Source organism: Bergeyella zoohelcum ATCC 43767, assembly GCF_000301075.1.
Lineage (GTDB): Bacteria > Bacteroidota > Bacteroidia > Flavobacteriales > Weeksellaceae > Bergeyella > Bergeyella zoohelcum.
Map to the genome: position 1 here is coordinate 1,666,854 of NZ_JH932293.1, position 21,226 is coordinate 1,688,079.

Consider the following 21,226-nt stretch of genomic DNA (forward strand, 5'->3'; position numbering starts at 1 on the left):
TCTATTTTCTACTATCCATTTTTTCTAAAGTAAACTGGAATGAAAAACATTTTAGTTTACTTTTTTATTTTGTTTTTTTGTAGAAATGTTTTAATATGAGGATAAAGTACTGTCTCTCTAAATTTCTTGCTAAGTAGCCTCGGAGTATGTCCTCTTTTGGGCATGAAAACCAACTGATGAGGAATCTGCTTCTCCGTGAGCACAGAGTCTAATGTTAGTCCTTGGCTTTGATGAACTAAAATATCTCTTCCCCCTTGAAAATGGAGTGTAGGAACAGCCGAAGCTACAAATATGGGACTTGCTTTTTGAAATTCTTCTAATGAAGATTCAGTATATCTTGCCCCCACCACTTTTTCAAAAGTTCGGTGTGATAATTTGTAATAAAAACTAGCCCTATACTTTTCAGAATAAAAATCTACTGGCGGACTCAGAGCAATAATTTTATGGACAATATCAGAATATGTATAGCCGTACATAAGTGCCAAATGTCCCCCTGCACTTTCTCCCAAAACCACTAAACCTCGGTATGGAATATTGGCTTTATCAGCAAATTCTTTAAATTGTTGTACCGCATGAGCAACATCGTCCAGCTGCTCTCGGTAGGTAATACCTTTTTTTCTGCTCACCAAACGATAATTAATACTATAACTCACAAATCCTTCCTTCAGTAAATACCGCTGAATCTGCCCAATGTGTTCTTTTCTACCAAATTGCCACGCTCCTCCATGAATGATAAGAATGGCAGGTTTATTCTCATCTATTTCTTTGGGACTAAAAATATCCATGATATGTCTTTTATGTTTACCATAAGGCATATTGAATATTTTTTGCTCACCAGTATGAGCGATGAAAACACGATGTTTATTATTACAGCTCATCATTGTACCAATAAACAAAACGAGCATGAAAGATTTTATTACTTTTTTCACTATTGAGTTTTTAAACCATTTTTTAGACAATAATCATGCAAGTGTGCCTATTAATAGAAAAAATCCTCTCAAATAATGAGAGGAAATTATTATCTAGCACTTTCTCTTCGCTGAATTTCTTTTTGGATAAGTCCTAATTCTCTACCCGTTTGTCCTGCTACAGAAGTATTTTCTTGAGCTCTTCGGGTAAGATACGGAACTACATCTTTCACAGGGCCATACGGAAGATATTTACAAGCATTGTATTTAAAATTTCCTAGATAGTAAGAAATATTATCGCTCATTCCGTACAATTGTCCAAAATGAATTTTAGGATAGTCATTCGGGAGATCTAGCTCTTTCATCTTATCCATTATCAGTTCTGTAGATTTCTCATTATGCGTACCAAAAAATGCCGAAATTTTATCCAAATTTTTCATCACAAAGTGAATAGCAGCGTTGTAATTATCATCACTTGCTTGTTTGGTAGGCTGTATAGGGTCTGGATATTTCATTTCAGCAGCTCTTGCTCTCTCTTTTTCCATATACGCTCCACGCACAAATTTATAGCCGAGGAAATAATGATGCTCATTAGCTCTTTTTAAATCTTCTTCCAAGTACTCTAATCTTCCTGTTCTATACATTTGGATGGTATTCCATACAATCGCCTTTTCAGTATTGTATTTTTTCATCATTTCATTTACCAGCTCATCTACTGTAGTTTGTATCCATGTCTCTTCAGCATCTACCATGAGTACTACATCTTTTTCGTGGGCTCTTTTACACACTTTATCATACCTTTCTACCACTCTATTCCATTCTTCTTTTTCTGATGCCGTAAGCTCTATATCTGCTTGGATTTCAGCATACAAATCAAATCTCCCGAAACCTGTAGGTTTAAAAACCACAAAAGGAATGGCGGGATTTCCTGCGGCAAAATCTATATTTTCTAAGATTTCATGACAAGTTTGGTCAAAGTGTGCCTCATCTTCTTTCCCTTCAATTGCATAATCAAATATACTTCCGATGTGGCTTTTGTGCATTTGGTTTACTACTTCTAAGCTTTTTTCACGCGTTTCTCCTCCCACAAACTGGGCAAACAGCGTTTTTCTCACAATGTTTTCCACAAAAGGAAAATTATTCTTAATGCTAAAATTGAGTGCTTTGATTCCTAATCCCGTTAATGATGGGTTTTCAATCATTTTAAACATCCAGTACGCCTTTTTCAGTTGGGCAGTGGATTTATCTTTAAATGCTATTTCTGTGTTGTTAAATATAGACATTGCTGTTATAGTTGATAAATAATTTAACGATTTTTTTTTAGTTCCGCTTTTAAACAATGGCAAATTTAGTCATCAAAATCAATGTGTACAAATCTAATATGAAAATATTCCATCTAGTGCGATAGCCCAAATTCCGATGAAAATCCAAATTTTCAGTAAATTATTGATGATTAAAGGCATCCCTTTATCTTTTTTGAATACAATCAAAAACATTAAACCTAAAAAAAATAATAATCCCAAAAGGAAATAATAAGGTAAAAATACATGATTTTTAAGCAGTTGATACAGTGCTACCGAAATTATCATCAGAAGAAGCAATACTCCTATACTTATTCTCTTTGTCCACGAAATACTTATGGTATTGGGAAGCGTCTGATAGCCTAGAACAGAATCAATGCGTTGGCTCAAAATATCTTTCATCAAGTCCATTAATAATAGTAATAGAAAAAGATACGCCGCCATCACAAAGACTACTGCATGATAGGCTTCAAAATAGATGACCATCCCGAAGAATGGATATAAGGATAAGGACACGAAAAGGAGGTTATTCAGTATTAAAATTCTGGATAATTTATGACTGTATGCCCAAATAAAAATTTGAAAAATAAGGTAAAATATAAAAACTCTCAACGAAATAATCCCTGCCAAAATGAGGCTCAATATGGAGCCTATAAGATAGGAAATGAGATAGGTTTTCTGCTGAATAAAAGATTGAAGCTTCGTTCTGAAAGGTCTTACTACTCTATCTTTTTCTTGATCGTAAAACTGATTAATCATCGCTCCTGTAAGGATACTCATCAGCCCACAAAAAATAATACCATGCACTTTTAAATCAAAGACAAAATCTTTGATATTTTCATTGGTATTAAAAATAAAAAAAGTAGATACATAAAGTGCAAATGCTAAAACAATTGTCGTAAAAAAACGAGCTCCTAATAAGAAGCCCAATATTTTTTTAGTCCAAAGTTTCAACTGTTCCATCGGTATGTTTAAAAACGATAAATGACCTCTTTCTGAAAACCTTCCAGCATTTTATCTGCCTTCTCAAAATCCTTGGTGAACCCCAAAATATAGCCACCACCACCGCTTCCACAGAGTTTTAAATAATACGCATTGGTATCCAATCCTTTTTTCCAAGCATTGTACAAAGATTTAGGAATCATGGGTTTGAAATGGATATATGCCCATTTAGAAAGCGATTTGAGATTTTTAAAAAAAGGCGTCATTTCCTTCTTTAGGAAAGTATCTATACATGCATTATTGTACCTGATAAATTCATCTTTAAGCGTCTTCCTGAATCCTTCAGTTTTCATTTTTTCAAAGAAAATCTGTACCATAGGCCCAGTCTCTCCCACTGCTCCAGAATCAATGAGAAATATTGCTCCTTTTCCCATTTCCTCTTCAGGAATGCTTACCTTGTCCACATTCTCTCTATTTTCAATGAGAATAGGTAAATTCATATAACAAATCAGTGGGTCTATCCCCGAACTTTTACCATGAAAATAACTTTCCAAAAGTCCGAATACGGATTTCAGCTGTTTAAGTTCCTCCTTAGATATGCTTTCGGGCATAAATTTTTTGTAAGAATAGCGTTCAAAAATAGCTGCCACCAAAGCACCAGAACTTCCTACGCCGTAGCCTTGTGGGATATTACTATCAAAGAATAAACCTTCTGAAATATCTTTAAGTAGAGCATCAATATCCATCTTGAAATTTTCTGGCAATGCTGTATTTTTTAGATATTCAGCATATTGCTTTAAACTTTCATTAGATTTTTTTTCAAATTCCGTATCTAAGGCAGAAAATTTCAGTGTCCCTTTGTAAAAAGAATATGGTAAAGTAAGCCCTTGAGAATCTTCGATGATTCCATACTCTCCGAATAGTAATATCTTAGCGTAAAAAAGAGGATTTGACATAGAGCTCATTATTCCACAAAGGTAAGAAAAAATTATTTTTTCACATGTATAAATCTAATCAATACAGCTCCAATGGCAAAAAAGCTAGACATCGCGATGAATGCATACTGCATATTCCCAAATTTCTGGATAATAACAGAGAAAATAAGCATTCCTAAAATAATAGCTATCTTTTCTAAAACATCGAAAAAGCTAAAAAATGTAGTGTTTTCCTGAGAGTTTTCAGGAAGCAATTTAGAATAAGTAGAGCGGGAAAGAGATTGTAGCCCTCCCATCACTAAACCAATAAATCCAGCCAAAATGTAAAATATCATCTGTAAATTAGGATTTTCCTTGTTCATAATAAACGCCGTAAGACAACATCCTATCCAAATGACAATGGCAATGGTAAGTACATTTTTATTACCGATTTTTTTGGATAATCTTGAAAATAAATATGCACCAAAAATGGCAATAATCTGAATGATTAAAATGGTAATAATCAGTTTGTATTTATCATCTGATTTCGGGAATACCACAGTACTTCCGAAAGGCGTTGCCATGAGAAATATAGTTTGCATCCCTACGCTGTAAAAGAAAAAGCTACTGAGAAAAAAACTTAAGTTTTTGTTACCAAAAAGGTTTCTTCCCACTTTGAAAAGTTCTTTAAAACTTTCCTTTGCAATGGCAATATAAAATTTGATATTATCTATCAAAACCATCCAAAACCCACCATGTTCTGCATGTTTTTTAAAGATATTTTTATAATTTAAAAGCACTAAATCCTTCGGTAATTTATTTTCTATATTTCCGAACTGAGGAAGGTGTTTAAAGGTATATTGAGAAAATCCAAACCACCAAGCTCCTGTAATTAAAAAAGTTACACGGATAAGTTGAGTTCTCAGCGTTTCATCATCGGTAAGTCCTTGGATAAGTACCAAACATAGCACCAGTAAAATCACTGAACCAATATACCCATGGATAAAACCTCTTGCAGAGAGTTCATCCTGCTTATCAGGAGTTGCAATGTCAGGTAAAAAGGAATTATAAAATACTAAACTTCCCCAGAAGCCCACACTTGCAGTGATGCTAAAAAGCAACCCTAAGAAAACATTTTCCATCCCCGTGAACATAGCCAGTCCCATGCATGAAGTGGCACCGAGGTAGCAGAAAAACTGGAGAAAAGATTTCTTATTCCCTATGGTATCTGCTAATGAAGATAAAAATGGAGATAATAATACTACCAAAAAGAAAGAAATAGCATAAGAAAAACTAAGCACTGCATCGGGCTGATAAGTCTCTCCCAATATGGTAATCATATTTCTCACAGGAATTTCTTGTATTTCTCCTGCTTCGGGTACAAACTCTTTTTTATTGTACGCCGTAGTAAGAATGGTATAATAAATAGGAAAAATAGTAGAAGTAATTACCAGAGAATATACGGAGTTTGCCCAATCGTAGAATGCCCATGCTTTCATGATTTTCGGATCATTCTTGATGTTGGTCTTAGGTAAGTTTTCGTTTTCTGTCATGAATGATGAATTATTCAGCAAAAATAAAAAAACCATTGAGAAAAATGGTATTTCCTCAATGGTTTTTAAAAGTTTATAAAATAGATTTACTATACATTTTCAATGACAATAGCCGATGCACCACCTCCACCGTTACAGATGGCAGCTGCTCCGTATCTTCCATTGTTTTGCTTAAGAACATTGATAAGCGTAACGATGATTCTCGCTCCTGAACTTCCTAATGGATGTCCTAAAGCCACTGCTCCTCCATTTACATTCACTTTTTCTGCATCTAAACCTAAAATTTTATTATTAGCCAATCCTACTACAGAAAAAGCTTCGTTAAACTCAAAGAAATCAATATCAGAAATCTGCAAGTTCGCTTTTTTCAGAGCGATAGGCAATGCCTTTGCTGGGGCTGTGGTAAACCACTCTGGAGCTTGTGCAGCATCAGCATAAGAAACAATTTTCGCCAATGGTTTTAATCCTAACTCTTCCATTTTTTCTTTAGAAACAAGGATAAGGGCAGATGCTCCATCATTTAGCGTAGAAGCATTGGCGGCAGTTACGGTACCATTTTCTCTTTGGAAAACAGTAGGTAAAGCACCTATTCTGTCAAAGTTTACTGCTTTATATTCTTCATCTTCTGCAAAGATAATAGGCTCTCCTTTTCTCTGTGGAATTTCTACAGGAACTACTTCCTCTGCAAATTTCCCTTCTGCCCAAGCCTTTGCCGAACGCTGATAAGATTGTACCGCAAAAGCATCTTGTTCTTCGCGAGAAATATGATATTCTGCAGCACATTTCTCCGCACAAACACCCATGTGTACTTTGTTATACACATCGGTAAGCCCATCTGTAACCATTCCGTCTTGCATTTTTACATCGCCTAATTTTGTTGCTTGTCTGGCATTGTAATAATGCGGAACACTACTCATATTCTCCATACCTCCTGCTACGATGATGTCTGCATCTCCTGCTTTAATGGCTTGTGCTGCCATCATTACGGCTTTCATTCCAGAAGCACATACTTTATTAATGGTAGTAGCGGGAGTCTCCTCGGAAAGCCCTGCTCCTAATGCTACTTGTCTTGCAGGAGCCTGTCCTTCACCTGCCTGAAGCACATTTCCCATGTAGATTTCTTGTACCAAAGCAGGGTCTAAATTAATTTTATCCAAAGCACCTTTTACCGCCACTGCACCAAGTTGGGTAGCAGGAACAGACGCTAAACTCCCTAAAAAGCTACCCATAGGTGTACGAGCAGCAGATACGATGAAAATTTCTTTCATAAATTTATTTTTGTTTTAAAAGTATTAATTCCATACCTGTTTTTTGCGTTTCGGTACGGATGTATAAATAATTATCTATAATATCTTTTACGGTAGTAATGTACTTATCTCCTACCTTTATTTCGGGTTCATCACCTTCTATTTTTTGTACAGTCATTAGGTATTCACAGTCATTAGGATGAACTTTGGTATAAGTGGAATAAATCACTATCTCACCATGATGAATGATTTCCTTTAATTGGTTACCTTTAATTTCCAACATCCATTCATCCATAGGAACATCCCAAGCAATATATTTACCTTCGGGCAGATTACATTTTTCTTGATTTTGCTGTGCAGCAACATAGGAGGTAAGCAATAATGCGAAAGCAATCCAAATTTTCTTCATTTTATATCCAAAATGCGACTGCAATTTACACATTTTTTAACACTTTAAATTAAATGACCCTCTTGTACGAAGCCTAGTGCTTTACATTTTCTAGTTTTTCTGGCTCATGTTTGTACTTAAAAATAACCATAAATACCAAAGCTACTATGAGGGCATATAGGGCAAAAATACTCCATGCGGATTCCCATCCTTTCATTCTGGTAATGGCATCTGTAGTGTCTGAAAACACATTAAAATGATTGACCACTGCCCCAGCAACCAACACTCCTATTGTAGCTCCGAATCCATTCGTCATCATCATAAATACGCCTTGTGCCGAAGAACGAATACTTACATCGGTTTCTTGATCCACAAAGAGCGACCCTGAAACATTGAAAAAATCAAAGGCTACCCCGTAAACAATCATGGAAAGAATGAACATCCATACGCCAGAGCCAGGATCCCCTATAGCGAAAAGCCCGAATCTTAAAAACCAAGAAAACATCGCCATAAGCATCACTTTTTTTATTCCAAATTTCTTTAGACAATAAGGAATTAATAAAATACAAAGTGTCTCTGAGACTTGTGAAAGAGAAATCAGTGCGTTAGCATTATTCACTCCCCACGCAGAGCTGTACTCTTCAATATCTCCAAAACTGGAAATAAAAGGATTAGCATACGCATTAGTAATCTGCAAAGAAACTCCTAAAAGCATAGAAAAGATGAAGAAAATGGCCATTCTTTTATCTTTGAATAATGCAAAGGCTTTCAGACCAAAAGCTTCTGAAAATGATTGCTTCTCTGAAGCAGGACTCGTAGGGCAATTTGGCAATGCAAATGAAAATAAAAACAAAGCAAAACTCAATATTGCCGAAACGAAAAACTGAGCATAGGTATTCTGAAAACTTTCAAAATTAGATTGGTTATTAAAATTAAATCCTAGATTTCCCTCATTAATGCCAGCGAAATTCACAAATAACATGGCACAAATAAATCCTACTGTTCCTAATGTCCGTATAGGAGGAAAGGCTTTAATAATATCCATATTATTATTTTTCAAAATGGTATATGCTACAGAATTAGAAAGTGCAATAGTAGGCATATAAAACATAACACTGAGAGAATACAGTCCAAAAAGTACAGAAAACTCTGTGGCACTACCATTCACCATTCCTACATAACCTGTCCCTGCAATAGCCATCCCTGCAATGAGATGAGCAAAGCCCAACAAACGCTGAGCAGGAATCCATCGGTCTGCAATGATTCCCAAAATTGCAGGCATAAAAATGGAAACAATACCTTGCATGGCGTAAAAAATAGGAATTTTATCTCCTAAACCTATCGCTCCTAAATATTTTCCCATAGAAGTAAGGTATGCTCCCCACGCCGCAAACTGTAAAAAATTAAGAAGGATAAGTCGTAATTTTACATTCATAATGAATTGTTTTTATAGTTAATCTATCGGTTTTGCTCTGTGATTAAGTATCTCTTGGATTTTAGCAGCGGTATCAAAATCTTCTATTTTCACTGCTTCTTCTAGTTTAGCACGAAGTACATCAGAAGATAGATGCTCTAATCTTTCTTCTCTTTCTTGGCTTATTTCTTCTTGGTCTTGATGAGATGATGGTATTTCTTGAATTTCCAAAATAATTCCTGCTTCACTCAATACTTCAGAAGTAGTATAAATAGGTGCATCTTGCCTTACTGCCATGGCTACTGCATCAGAAGTCCTTGCATCTAGAACGATAGCATCTCCCGTAGATTTATTAGTAAAATTAATATTAGAATAAAAAACACCATCTACAATACTATGGATAATCACCGAAACCACCTCGTATCCCGTTTCTGTAATAAATTTTGTGAAAATATCATGAGTAAGCGGGCGGGCGGTGGGCAAATCTTTTTCTAACCCAATGGAGATGGCTTGTGCTTCATTCCCTCCAATAACAATAGGTAGTTTAATACCACTTAACGGTTCTTCTAATATGAGGGCATAAGCTCCTGCTTTGGATTGACTATGTGATATTCCTCTTATTCTTAATTCCTTAAAGTCCATGGACAAATATACTGTATTTTTTATGATATTATTCTATTTTTCCAATGAAAAAAGCCCATTAAAATGGACTTTTTATTGTATAGAAGTGGTAAAAAATTAACCTTTAAACGCTTTGATTTTCTCTGTAAGTGCAGGAATTACTTGGAAAGCGTCTCCCACTACACCGTAATCTGCTGATTTAAAGAATGGTGCTTCAGCATCATTATTAATCACCACAATAGTCTTAGAACCATTCACGCCAGCAAGGTGCTGAATAGCTCCAGAAATCCCTACCGCAATGTAAAGATTCGGAGAGATCGCCTTTCCTGTCTGTCCCACATGCTCACTATGTGGTCTCCACCCGATGTCAGCCACTGGCTTGGAAGAAGCTGTAGCAGCCCCTAGTACATTAGCAAGTTCCTCTATCATTCCCCAGTTTTCAGGGCCTTTCATCCCTCTACCTGCAGACACTACAATTTCTGCCTCTTTTAGGTCTAACTTTCCTGAGCTTTGCTCCTGAGCTACCACGCTAATACCATCAGTAGAAACAGAAACATCTTTACTTTCTTCAGTACCACTTACCGCATTGTCTTTCACTCCATAGGCATTAGGTGAAACCGTGATCACTACTCCAGATTGTTCTGCTTTAGCGATCATATAACCTTTGCCAGAGAAAGATTTCCTTCTTACTTGGAAAGGTGCTACTGATTCAGGTGCGTCCATAACATTGGTAATTAAAGAATACCCTTTTTTGACTGCCACCATAGAAGCAATACCCGAAGCATCTGCCGTATGCGGGAAAACGATATAATTCCCATCCGCTACCTCCGCTACCACTTCTGAATATACTTTTGCACTAAAAACTTGGAGTGCATCATTTTTTATCACAATTACTTTAGATACCCCACAAGTGTAGAGTTTATCAGCACTATCGGTAGGATTAATGGCGATGGCTACTACCTCCGTACCTGCTTTTTCTGCTACCGCTTTGGCATAAGACACTGCCTCTAAAGTAGATTTTTTATATGTACCATTACTATTTTCTGCGTAAACAAATACTGACATGTTTTTTCTTTTTTTTATTAATAATCCTGTAATTAAATCACTTTAGCTTCCTCGTGAAGTAACCTTACCAATTCATCTAAATTATCTGGCGAAACTAATTTCACTGCAGCTCTTGGCGGTACAGACTGGAAAGATACGGAGGAAACACCTTGTACTGCTCCAGTAGCTTCTTTTACCTCCAAAGGCTTTGTTCTTGCCCCCATGATGCCTCTCATATTAGGAATGATAAGTTCTTTTTCATCTACTAATCCTTTTTGTCCTGCAACTACTAAAGGCAACTGTACTTTGATAGTTTCTTTACCTCCATCTATTTCTCTGGCTACTGTAGCTATATTTCCTTCTAAAGTAAGACCTACCGCAGCATTCACAAAAGACTGCCCCAAAAATTCTGCCACCATTGCTGGAACAGCTCCTCCATTATAATCAATAGACTCTCTTCCACAAAGTACCAAATCATAACCTCCTGCCTTTGCTACTTCTGCTATTTCCTTAGCAGTAGTATAGCTATCTTTAGGCTCTATATTTATTCTCACCGCATCATTAGCTCCAATAGCTAATGCCTTACGAATCACAGGCTCTGTCTCAGAAGTTCCTACATTAATTACAGTAACGGTAGCACCTGCCGAAGCCTGAAGCTGAATGGCCTTAGTGAGTACAAACTCATCCAAAGGATTGATTACCCACTGAATACCAGTTTTATCAAACGCAGACTGATCTGCTGTAAAATTGATTTTAGAAGTAGTATCTGGCACACTACTAATGCACACCAATATTTTCATATTTATCTTGATTTATATAACTGCGTAAATGTACATATTTTTATATTAATCCACCTTATTTTTTTAATAAAAAACTTTAGCAGAAAGAACATTATGGATGAATAACTTATTTTTCAGTTGAAAAAATATTTTACTTTTTAGAAAGAAACATCATGAAAGTGAAATAAAAATTGGCATAATAATAGTATGGTGAAATTCAAATAAACCGCTTATGAAAACAAAATTTATTTTTTTATTAGCCCTTGTATTCGTATGGGGAACTTATGCACAAGAAGCAGGAAAAGCAGGTAAACTTTTACCGAATGAACTGAATACTACTGAACTTAAAAACAAGACCACACCTCACAATGAGAATAAAATAAGTAACCATAAAAATCCAACTACGGATAGAGTGAGTGGCTTCCGAAATGAGGAACATTACCCTCCAAATGGGAATTATCATTTTAATTACTCCATGGGAAACTCTGAATTGTTTCTAAGGATTCCAGAAATGGGTAAATTTACGGTACATGTGGGAAACCAGATGATATCTAATGCCACTGGAAAATATCGTTTCTTTGATATTCAGGCGGGAAATTATCCTATCTTAATTTATAGAAATAATTACTTAGTCTATCGCTCTCGTGTAGAGATTCCTCATCATTCAAGGCTAATAGTAGATTTTTTCTCTGGTCATGGACTTTATCTCTTAGACATCGTACCTGTGCGTATGCAGAGCTATGGTTTTAATGCTTGGGATGATGTATGGAATGCTCCTTACCATTCGGGACAAAACTATGGTAACCCTTATTACCGTCCTGCAATGCACCCAGCAGATTTTAAAAAATTGGTGAAAAACTTACAGCAAGCCTCTTTTGATGATGATAAGATAAGAAATATACGAATGGCTATACGAAATACTAATTTCTATGCAAAACAAATTGCAGAGATTATTAATGTCATTTCTTTTGATAAGAAACAAATTGCTCTTTCTAAGGAACTGTATGCGTATTGTATAGACCCTCAAAATTATCATGTAGTGATAGATGTATTAAGGTTTACTTCCAGCAAAAGAGAAGTACAGGATTATATCATTCGGCAAGGGTACTAGGAAGATAACACTCCACAATTAAAATAAAAATGGCTAATGATTAGGGTATCATTAGCCATTTTCATGCTTTTAAAGCGTCAAATGTCCCTCTGCATAAAACTCCAGTAGCTTCATACTAAAGAGAAAATTGTATTTACTTTGGACTACTGTACCTTGGGCGTTGGCATAATTATTTCTCGCGATATTCAAATCATAGATGCTGCTCTTCCCTGCGTGGTAGCTCTTTTCCGCAAAGTCTAACGCCAAGCGTGTGCTTTTTTCTGCCGCTACTGCCGCTTGATAATTTTCATAATTGGTGTCTAAATCCAAAAAGGCTTTTTGGATGGATTGCAATAGCTCCTGCTTTTGGATGTTCAAATTATTTCGGGCTATATCTTCATTGATTTTGGCTTGTTCTACTTGTTGTTTCGTAATCCCTTTGTTGAAAATCGGGAGGTGTACAGAAAGTCCGATTTGCTGTGAAAAATTGGTCTTGTATTGCTCAAAAAATCCTTTTTCGCGGAGGATATTCCCGAACATGTCTATTCCTGTGGTATTGGTAACTAACGAATTAAAATAAAACGAACCAATACCTGCATTGGCAGTTACCGTGGGATAAAAAGCCGTTTTTGCGATTTCCGTTTGTGCTTCTGCTGCTTTTATTCTGCTTTCCGCTGCCAAAATTTGAGGCTGCTGGCGGTACGCCTCTTCTGCCACCTGTGGCAAAGTGTAGTGATGTGCTGCATCTATCGGGTGCGAAACGGGGAAATCCTCTACATCAAATCCTTCGTATTCCTTGAGCTGGAGCGTTTGTGCCAAGGCAAAAAGATTTCGTTTGATTTCTATTTCTGCATTCGTAAAGTTTTGTTTTTCTCGGGCAAGTGCCGCTTCTGCTTCTGCCAAAACAGTTTGGGCTGTAGTTCCCACTTGGGTAGTGAGCACGGCTCTATCGTAGAGTTTTTGTGCATTATCCAAAGCACTTTGGTTGATTTTCAGCACTTCTTTGCTCAGCAATATGGACAAATATTGCCGAACGATTTGCAGTGAGATATTGTTTTTTACCGTCTCCAAATCATATCCAGCAGCAGCTACATCGTATTGCGTTTTTCGGATGGTCTTCCCTACTCTATTCCCATTGTACACCAATACACTCGCTCCGATATTTGCCGAATTATTGAAGTTGTCATTTCTTCCGATGCTTCCTTGAAACCCTTGCGTCTGACCAAAGTTCATTGAATTTCCCACATTGGCAGTAACCGAAGGTAAGTATTCATTTCTCGCCATTTTCAGGCTGCTTTCCTGCATCTTTTTATTGTATTGATTGGCGATTACTTGCAAATTATTTTCCACCGCATAATCCACACATTTACGCAAAGACCATTTCTCCTGAGAAAACCCCCACAAAGAAATAAAAAGCAATAAAGTAGTAATATTTTTTTTCATTGATTGTTGCATGTTTATTATTCTGAGCTTGGCAAAGCCATTATTTCATTGCCTCCTTATCCTTTTGGCTTGGGTTCCATACTTTCACTTCGGCATTTTTGTCTAATCCTGAAAGGATTTGCACATTAATCCCGTCGCTTCCGCCCAGTTTTACGAATACCTTTTCAAACTTCCCGTTGGCTTTTTTCACTTCCACAAAAGGCACATCTGCTCCGTTTTTCTTTTCATATTGAATCAAGCTTTCATCCAGTAGCAAAGCATTTTTCTGAGCATTTAGCACGATTTCGCCATTGGCAGAGAATCCTGCTCTGATGTATTCGCCGTTGGGATTGAATACATCGCCTTCTACAGGAAATTTTATTGTACCGCTTTCTTCCTTGCCTTTAGGAGCAATCATGGTGAGCTTGCCCGAAAACTTTTTATTTTGCAACGCCCCGATGACAATGTTCATCTCCATTCCTTCTTTCAATTTTCCGGCTTGGGCTTCGTCTATTTTCCCTTCAAAAATCAAAGAATTGAGGTTGGCAACCGAGGCGATGGTAGTTCCCGCATTAAATGAATTGGCCTCTATCACTTGGTTTCCCACCTTTACGGGTACTTCTAACACGGTACCCGAGGCTTTGGAACGAATCTGGGTAGTTGCCAAACTTTGCAACTCGGGAGTTACGCCTGTTTTGGCTATCTGCAAAGACTTTTGAGCGGTAACCAACTGCTGTTGGGCGTTTTTCAACTGGATTTGTGCCGACTGCAATTGTTGCTGTGCCGTGAGGTATTCCTGCTTTGAAATCACGCCTTGCTGGTAGAGCGATTGCTGCATATCAAACTGTTTTTGCTGGGTAGAAAGATTCATCTGTGCATTGGCTATTTGCAAACGGCCATTGTTTACCTCTTGCTGTGCGGCGTTTACACTCTGAATATTGGGTACGATTTTTAGGGTAGCAATGAGCTGCCCTACTTCTACCTTGTCGCCCTCGTTTACATATATTTTATCGATGATTCCCGGCATATTGGGTTTTATTTCTATTTCCTCTTTGGGTACTATTTTTCCGGTAGCCATCACCTTGTCTTCAAGGTCTTGTACAAAAGGTTTTTTGGTGAGAAATACCTCTTTTTCTTGCTTATTGGAATTGATAAAATAAGTAATCACCATTCCCAAAACGGCAAGTCCTACCACTGCCAAAAGGCCGTAAAGGATTTTTTTTACTGTAGATTTTTTTTTGGTCATCATATTATATTAGTTATTAAAAACGCCCATGGTTTTGTATCCAAACGCTACGGTATTTGTCGTAAGAAACAGGAATTTGTTACAAGTAGGAATTACCCATTGATAAAATTACCCATTAGCATATAGCAATTGAGAATAAAAAAACTTCTCAGAAGTCAGACTTCCGAGAAGTTGAGAAAATTAACCATTATTTTCCTTATTTTTTCTTGGAGGGCGTAAGTTTGCCAGTGCGTTTTTCACCTCTTCATTGATGGCACTAGCGAGGGGCTGATAGGCGTCTTCTCCCTTTACGAAAGCCATAGCGGTAATGGCTTTGCAGAGGTGGTTAAACTGCTCTTGCATTTCCTCTCGTGCTTCTTTAGATAGCCCTACTTCTTTTTCAGATTTCTCCAAAGTACGGTTGGTGTGAAGCGTGTCAAACTGATCGTTGATAGATTTCAGCAAGTCTAGCCATTCTTTAGCCCCAATGAGTGTGAGGTCTTGCTGGCGTTCTTGATCTTCAAAATCCACGATGATATTTCGTATAATAGCGGTTTCATCGCGGTAGGCACGGCGTTGAGGAGCCTCTCCATAGGCTTCTATCTGAATCACGCATCGCTTGGCAGCTTCGGATTTATTAGCTTGGGGATGGGTCTGGAAGAGTTTACAATGAGCGATGAAATTCATCAGCAAAATATCTCTCTGGGCATCTAGCTCCAAGATAGCCTCCGTGTGTTCGCTTTTCTTCGTAGGATTTAGAGCGAGTTCTAGTTTTTCAAAAGCTTTATTAAAGCTATTTTTAGCCTCTTGCAATCCCATACTTTCTAAATCGGTTTCTTTTTCTAAGAACGATTGCACATTTTTCATCACCTGAGAAAATGTCATCAGGCGAAGATTTTTCAAGTTAGTTTTTGTAATCATAATTATTTAAGATTTAATGTTTTTTATAATGTATTGATGTTTTTTTTGATTCCGAACTGCGGAAAGTTTCCTGCACGAATGTTTGGCGTTTTCCCACTTGCGGAAAGTCTCCTACACGGATGTTTGGCGTTTTCCCACTTGCGGAAAGTCTCCTGCACGGATGTTTGGCGTTTTCCCACTTGCGGAAAGTCTCCTGCACGAATGTTTGGCGTTTTCCCACTTGCGGAAAGTCTCCTACACGGATGTTTGGCGTTTTCCCACTTGCGGAAAGTCTCCTGCACGGATGTTTGGCGTTTTCCCACTTGCGGAAAGTCTCCTGCACGAATGTTTGGCGTTTTCCCACTTGCGGAAAGTCTCCTGCACGGATGTTTGGCGTTTTCCCACTTGCGGAAAGTCTCCTGCACGAATGTTTGGCGTTTTCCCACTTGCGGAAAGTCTCCTGCACCAATGTTTGATGTAAATGTAGAAAAAAAATTGCTAAATGAGTGATTTTGTTTAGATAAATCTTTTGATTATAAACTGGTCTTGACTTTTTATTTTGCTTAAATTCTCTGAATTGTAATACGATTTTAAAGCACTTTAGTAAAGTACCTTAAATGATGAAATTCATTCAACATAATATTCTTCATAGACTCATTTGTAGATTTTTAACAAAAGAATCATTATACTTTTTTAATGGGTGTTTATTACCAAATAAATCGAGATCACCTCCACTTACATAACCAAACAAATTGCACAATTGGTTATTATTTTCTTTATTTTTGCTTAAATTTGCATCAATAATAAAAAACAGATAAAATTAAGAAATGGATATATTTGAAAGGATTAAAAAAAATCCAGGACCACTAGGGCAGTTTGCAGATTATGGTGAAGGGTATTTTATTTTCCCTAGATTGGAAGGGCCTATCGGACCAAGAATGATATTCCAAGGAAAAGAAGTAGTATTTTGGAGTGCCAATGACTATTTAGGACTTTGTAATCACCCCGAAGTAAAGGCTACAGATGCTAAAGCTGCCGCAGAATACGGAATGTATTATCCAATGGGAGCGAGAGCCATGTCAGGCGAAACAGATGAGCATTTGGCATTGGAAAAAGAATTGGCAGAATTTGTACAAAAAGAATCCGCATATGTGCTGAATTTCGGTTACCAAGGTATGCTTTCTACCATTGACGCTCTTGTTTCTAGACATGATGTCATTGTATATGATGCAGATTCTCACGCTTGTATCGTAGATGGGGTTCGTATGCACCAAGGAAAATCTTTCACCTATAGACATAATGACATTGCTTCTCTTGAAAAAAACCTAGAAAGAGCAACGAGAGTGGCTACCGAACAAGGAGGTGGCATTCTGGTAATTACTGAAGGGGTTTTCGGGATGAGAGGTCAGCAAGGTAAGCTGAAAGAAATTTGCGAACTGAAAAATAAATTTAATTTCAGGCTTTTGGTAGATGACGCTCACGGCTTTGGAACATTAGGAAAAACAGGAGCTGGTGCAGGAGAAGAACAAGGCTGCCAAGACCAAATTGATATCTATTTCTCTACTTTTGCCAAGTCTATGGCAGGATTCGGAGCATTCATTGCTGGAAACAAAGAGGTAATTCGTTATTTAAAATTCAATCTTCGTTCACAGATTTTTGCAAAATCATTGACTATGCCTATGGTCATCGGAGCTAGAAAAAGGCTAGAACTCCTCAGGACAAAACCAGAAATCAAAGCAAAACTTTGGGAAAATGTGCATAAACTCCAAAACGGACTCAAAGAAAGAGGATTTAACCTTGGAGAAACCAATACCTGCGTAACGCCAGTAATGATGGAAGGCTCTCCTGTAGAGGCTACCCTTTTGGTAAAAGATTTAAGAGAAAATTTCGGTATTTTCACTTCAGTAGTAGTATATCCAGTGATTCCTAAGGGAATGATTTTATTGAGATTAATACCTACTGCTTCCCATACTGATGCAGAAATCAATGAAACGCTAGCTGCCTTCGAAGCAATTCATGATAAGCTGGTAAGCGGACACTATAAGCAACAAGCGGAACAACTTCTAAAAGAACAAAATTTAGAGTTTAAACCGATATAAATCATCACTCTAATTAAAAATAAGGCTATCAGAATATTTCCGATAGCCTTTTTTATGAACTCATCTCAACTTTTTCTTTTGTTTAAATTTTAAATCATTATACTTCATTTTCTTTACCTCTTTAATGGCTAAACTTATCTTTACTTTTTCCACCATTAAGGTGTATTTGCTTTGTATGGCTTATAGCATTTTCATTTATCCATTGATGGATGCTTAATAAAAAGCAACAATACTCTTCATTTTATTTTTTATTAATTCTATTCGTGGTTATTTTTATCAAATAAATCGAAATGAGTTCAAAATAAAAATTAAGAGCAAAAAAGCAGTTATCCGAAAAAGGGCAACTGCTTTTTTATGTGAAATCTTATATTCATTAATAAACCGCTACAGAGTCATCTCCTCTGCCGTCTGCTATGGCGGTAATATTTCCGTTTTCTTCTTTTACGATGAGTTCTGTTCTTCCTATCGCTGCTCTTTCTTTAAACACATAGCCTTTTTTCTCTAAAATTTGGAGGGTAGATTTAGGAAAATTTTTCTCCACCGAAACATACTCTGGCAACCACTGATGGTGAAATTTCGGTTGGTTCACGGCTTGATTAGGAGAAAGCTTAAAGTCAATTATATTCACTATGCTTTGGAATACCGAAGTAGGAATGGTAGTTCCACCAGGGCTACCTACCACCATCATGGGACGCTCATTTTTTAGTACAATGGTAGGAGACATAGAGGAAAGCATTCTCTTACCCGCCTCTATTTTGTTGGCTTCTCCGCCCACTGCCCCGAACATATTCGGAACACCTGGCTTAATGGAGAAATCATCCATCTCATTATTCAGGAAAAAACCAGCTCCTGATACATAGACTTTAGAGCCGTAATAGCCATTCAGGGTAGTGGTTACCGCTACGGCATTCCCCTCATGGTCTAAGATGGAGAGGTGTGTGGTTTGGGTACTTTCTTGGGGTGGTAAAATTACATTCCCCACTTCCTTGCTTGGTGTAGCTCTATCGGGAGTGTAAGATTTCCATCGGTTTTTGATATACGATTCAGAGATGAGCATCTGCGTAGGGTCTTTCACAAAATTCGGGTCTCCCATATATTCCGCTCTGTCTGCAAAAGCTCTTCTTTCTGCTTCTACCATGATTTGTACGGCTTCTGGAGTATTAGATTGGTATTTTTCTAAATTTTCCATGGCAGTCATTTGAAGCATTTGAGCCAAAATAATTCCTCCCGAAGAAGGCAAAGGCATAGTAAGCACTTCGTGATTTTTATAATTAAAAGAAAGAGGCGTTCGGGTGGCTACGGTATAGTTTTTCAAATCTTCGTGGGTGATGATGCCTTTGAGTTTTTTCATCTCCGCTACGAATAAGTCGGCAGTTTTACCCTCGTAAAAGCCTTTTAATCCTTCTTTTTGAATCCTTTTTAGCGTCTCTGCAAGGTCTTTTTGTATTAAAATATCGCCTTGTTTCCAAGGGGTGTTTTTGATGAAGACATGCGTACTGGTGCTGTACTTTTTAAAATCCGCCTGATGTTCATTCAGTAAATCGGCTTCTTTTTGGGTAATCGCAAATCCTTTTTCAGCCAAATCAATGGCGGGCTGAATGAGCTTTGCCATGGGTAATTTGGCATATGGTAAAGTTTCATAAAAACCTGCTACTGAACCAGGGATACCTACAGCCAAAGCACCATTTTGGGATAAATCTGTATTGGCATTTCCTTTTTTGTCCAAAAACATATCTCGGGTAGCTTTCTTAGGAGCAGTTTCTCTAAAGTCTAGTGCTATTTTCTTTCCGTTTGTGGTATAACCTACGAGGAAGCCACCCCCTCCGATATTCCCTGCCTGAGGATATACCACCGCTAAGGCATACTGCACAGCAATGGCCGCATCAAAGGCATTTCCACCTTGTTTCATCACTGCTGTTCCTGCTTCACTGGCAAGTGGATGGGCAGAGACTACTACGCCTTTATTACGAGTCTGAATTTCCTTTACGATAGAATAATCCGTGTATTGGGCAAAACAAAAAGCCGAAGTGAATAGGGAAACCAGTACAATATTTTTGATTTTCATACCATTATTTTTTATCATTTTTGAGCTACAAATTTATTGCTTTTTTAGTTGAGCAAAATAGATTATTTCTTTATTTTTGCTAAAAAAATTCATGGCTCAAACAGAAAGAATACTTATTACAGGTGCTTTAGGACAGATAGGAACAGAACTGACGAAAAAACTAATGGAAATCTATGGTGAAGACCAAGTCATTGCGTCAGGATTGGAACTGAAAGCACAAATCCAAACCCCAGCAAAGCATTATGAAACATTAGATGTTACCGATACGCCACGCCTTAGAGAAGTGATTGAGAAGCATCATATCACTACCGTATATCATTTGGCGTCTCTCCTTTCTGGGACTTCTGAAAAAAATCCCCTTTTAGCGTGGAAACTCAATTTAGACCCACTCATTCAGCTTTGCGAAATAGCGAAAGAGGGGCTTATTTCTAAAATATTTTGGCCAAGCTCTATTGCCGTTTTCGGAAAAGGTATCCCGAAACATGATGTGGGACAAGAGGTGGTACTGAACCCTACTACCGTGTATGGAATTTCTAAACTAGCAGGGGAAAAGTGGTGCGAATACTATTGGGATAAATATGGTGTAGATGTAAGAAGTATCCGTTATCCAGGGCTTATTTCATGGAAAACGCCTGCGGGAGGTGGCACCACAGATTATGCGGTAGAAATTTTTTATGAAGCCGTAGAAAAAGGGAAATATACCAGCTTTATCTCTGAAAATACCGCCATGCCGATGCTCTATATGGATGATGCTATTAATGCTACGCTACAGCTGATGAACGCTCCTAAGGAATCTCTCAGTGTGAGAACTTCTTATAACCTTGGAGGGCTTAGCTTTACTCCAAAGGAACTTAGTGAGGAAATTAAAAACATTATCCCTGAATTCGAAATTAGCTACAAGCCAGACTTCCGACAAGCTATAGCAGACTCTTGGCCTGCGTCTATTGATGATAGTGTAGCCAAAAAAGACTGGGGGCTTACTTATGAATTTGGCATCCAAGAAATGACGAAAGATATGATTGATAATCTGAGAATAAAATTGGGCAAATAAAATATAAGGTTGATAAAAAAGAAGCTATCGTATTTGTACGATAGCTTCTTTCATAATACAACAAACAAAAAACGAATAATTAGTAACTCTATTTATTCTTTTATCTATAACGCTCAGTAGGAGGGTTTTTGTATTATTATCACTGTATGCCTATTGTGCGTATTTTTTATAACTGATTAATGTTCCAAAACTACGCTTTTTACTAGGAGAAAATGTTACAAAATAAAAGCGATTTCGTTTCATAATTTAAAGCATAAGGTTTT

19 protein-coding genes are annotated in these 21,226 nt (G+C 37.3%); 3 read left to right on the forward strand and 16 right to left on the reverse strand.

Annotated elements, in window-relative coordinates; genetic code table 11:
* Positions 1–56 precede the first annotated feature (56 nt).
* From HMPREF9699_RS07700 to HMPREF9699_RS07750, 11 genes are all read right to left on the reverse strand, one after another.
* A complete protein-coding gene (locus tag HMPREF9699_RS07700; protein ID WP_245946143.1) occupies positions 57–929 on the reverse strand; it encodes an alpha/beta hydrolase in 873 nt (290 codons plus the stop codon).
* An 89-nt stretch (positions 930–1,018) separates the two neighbouring features.
* Positions 1,019–2,191 (reverse strand): proline dehydrogenase family protein, encoded by a 1,173-nt coding sequence (locus tag HMPREF9699_RS07705; RefSeq protein ID WP_002663847.1) that lies wholly within the window; start codon positions 2,189–2,191, stop codon positions 1,019–1,021.
* A 93-nt stretch (positions 2,192–2,284) separates the two neighbouring features.
* Positions 2,285–3,172, reverse strand: coding sequence for a UbiA family prenyltransferase (locus HMPREF9699_RS07710; RefSeq protein WP_002663848.1), 888 nt, complete (start codon positions 3,170–3,172; stop codon positions 2,285–2,287).
* An 8-nt stretch (positions 3,173–3,180) separates the two neighbouring features.
* A complete protein-coding gene (locus HMPREF9699_RS07715; protein ID WP_002663849.1) occupies positions 3,181–4,107 on the reverse strand; it encodes a mevalonate kinase family protein in 927 nt (308 codons plus the stop codon).
* 32 nt (positions 4,108–4,139) lie between these two features.
* Positions 4,140–5,618 carry an MFS transporter gene (locus HMPREF9699_RS07720; RefSeq protein ID WP_002663850.1) on the reverse strand — a complete coding sequence of 493 codons (1,479 nt, stop codon included), beginning with the start codon at positions 5,616–5,618 and terminating at the stop codon, positions 4,140–4,142.
* Positions 5,619–5,707: 89 nt separating this feature from the next.
* On the reverse strand, positions 5,708–6,886 hold the full coding sequence (locus HMPREF9699_RS07725) for an acetyl-CoA C-acyltransferase (protein ID WP_002663851.1): 1,179 nt from the start codon (positions 6,884–6,886) through the stop codon (positions 5,708–5,710).
* A 4-nt stretch (positions 6,887–6,890) separates the two neighbouring features.
* Positions 6,891–7,274: a hypothetical protein gene (locus tag HMPREF9699_RS07730; RefSeq protein WP_245946142.1), complete on the reverse strand. Its 384-nt coding sequence runs from the start codon at positions 7,272–7,274 to the stop codon at positions 6,891–6,893.
* Between the two features lie 73 nt (positions 7,275–7,347).
* Positions 7,348–8,688: an MFS transporter gene (locus HMPREF9699_RS07735; protein WP_002663853.1), complete on the reverse strand. Its 1,341-nt coding sequence runs from the start codon at positions 8,686–8,688 to the stop codon at positions 7,348–7,350.
* A gap of 18 nt (positions 8,689–8,706) precedes the next feature.
* Positions 8,707–9,309: a bifunctional nuclease family protein gene (locus tag HMPREF9699_RS07740; RefSeq protein WP_034985801.1), complete on the reverse strand. Its 603-nt coding sequence runs from the start codon at positions 9,307–9,309 to the stop codon at positions 8,707–8,709.
* A gap of 96 nt (positions 9,310–9,405) precedes the next feature.
* Positions 9,406–10,353, reverse strand: a complete 948-nt coding sequence (locus tag HMPREF9699_RS07745) for an electron transfer flavoprotein subunit alpha/FixB family protein (RefSeq protein ID WP_002663855.1) — start codon at positions 10,351–10,353, stop codon at positions 9,406–9,408.
* A 32-nt stretch (positions 10,354–10,385) separates the two neighbouring features.
* Positions 10,386–11,132: an electron transfer flavoprotein subunit beta/FixA family protein gene (locus tag HMPREF9699_RS07750; RefSeq protein WP_002663856.1), complete on the reverse strand. Its 747-nt coding sequence runs from the start codon at positions 11,130–11,132 to the stop codon at positions 10,386–10,388.
* A 211-nt stretch (positions 11,133–11,343) separates the two neighbouring features.
* On the opposite strand from HMPREF9699_RS07750, the gene HMPREF9699_RS07755 reads away from it, so the two are divergent.
* A complete protein-coding gene (locus HMPREF9699_RS07755; protein ID WP_002663857.1) occupies positions 11,344–12,222 on the forward strand; it encodes a DUF4476 domain-containing protein in 879 nt (292 codons plus the stop codon).
* Between the two features lie 69 nt (positions 12,223–12,291).
* Here HMPREF9699_RS07755 and HMPREF9699_RS07760 read toward each other — a convergent pair whose 3' ends face one another.
* The 4 genes from HMPREF9699_RS07760 to HMPREF9699_RS07775 form a co-directional block, all read right to left on the reverse strand.
* Positions 12,292–13,656 carry a TolC family protein gene (locus HMPREF9699_RS07760; protein ID WP_002663858.1) on the reverse strand — a complete coding sequence of 455 codons (1,365 nt, stop codon included), beginning with the start codon at positions 13,654–13,656 and terminating at the stop codon, positions 12,292–12,294.
* Between the two features lie 28 nt (positions 13,657–13,684).
* Complete coding sequence (locus HMPREF9699_RS07765) at positions 13,685–14,872, reverse strand: efflux RND transporter periplasmic adaptor subunit (RefSeq protein WP_002663859.1); 1,188 nt, start codon at positions 14,870–14,872, stop codon at positions 13,685–13,687.
* A gap of 177 nt (positions 14,873–15,049) precedes the next feature.
* Positions 15,050–15,769 carry a DUF6261 family protein gene (locus tag HMPREF9699_RS07770; RefSeq protein ID WP_002663861.1) on the reverse strand — a complete coding sequence of 240 codons (720 nt, stop codon included), beginning with the start codon at positions 15,767–15,769 and terminating at the stop codon, positions 15,050–15,052.
* A gap of 23 nt (positions 15,770–15,792) precedes the next feature.
* Positions 15,793–16,194, reverse strand: a complete 402-nt coding sequence (locus HMPREF9699_RS07775; RefSeq protein WP_034985804.1) for a hypothetical protein — start codon at positions 16,192–16,194, stop codon at positions 15,793–15,795.
* A 381-nt stretch (positions 16,195–16,575) separates the two neighbouring features.
* Here HMPREF9699_RS07775 and HMPREF9699_RS07780 point away from each other — a divergent pair, with 381 nt between their 5' ends.
* Positions 16,576–17,847 carry an aminotransferase class I/II-fold pyridoxal phosphate-dependent enzyme gene (locus HMPREF9699_RS07780; RefSeq protein WP_002663863.1) on the forward strand — a complete coding sequence of 424 codons (1,272 nt, stop codon included), beginning with the start codon at positions 16,576–16,578 and terminating at the stop codon, positions 17,845–17,847.
* A gap of 373 nt (positions 17,848–18,220) precedes the next feature.
* Here the strand turns inward: HMPREF9699_RS07780 and ggt are convergent, their stop codons facing one another.
* Complete coding sequence (gene ggt, locus HMPREF9699_RS07785) at positions 18,221–19,912, reverse strand: gamma-glutamyltransferase (protein ID WP_002663865.1); 1,692 nt, start codon at positions 19,910–19,912, stop codon at positions 18,221–18,223.
* A 91-nt stretch (positions 19,913–20,003) separates the two neighbouring features.
* Between ggt and HMPREF9699_RS07790 the strand changes: the two genes are divergently transcribed.
* The gene (locus HMPREF9699_RS07790) at positions 20,004–20,963 is read left to right on the forward strand and encodes an NAD-dependent epimerase/dehydratase family protein (RefSeq protein WP_002663867.1); all 960 of its coding nucleotides are present in this window, start codon (positions 20,004–20,006) and stop codon (positions 20,961–20,963) included.
* Positions 20,964–21,226 lie beyond the last annotated feature (263 nt).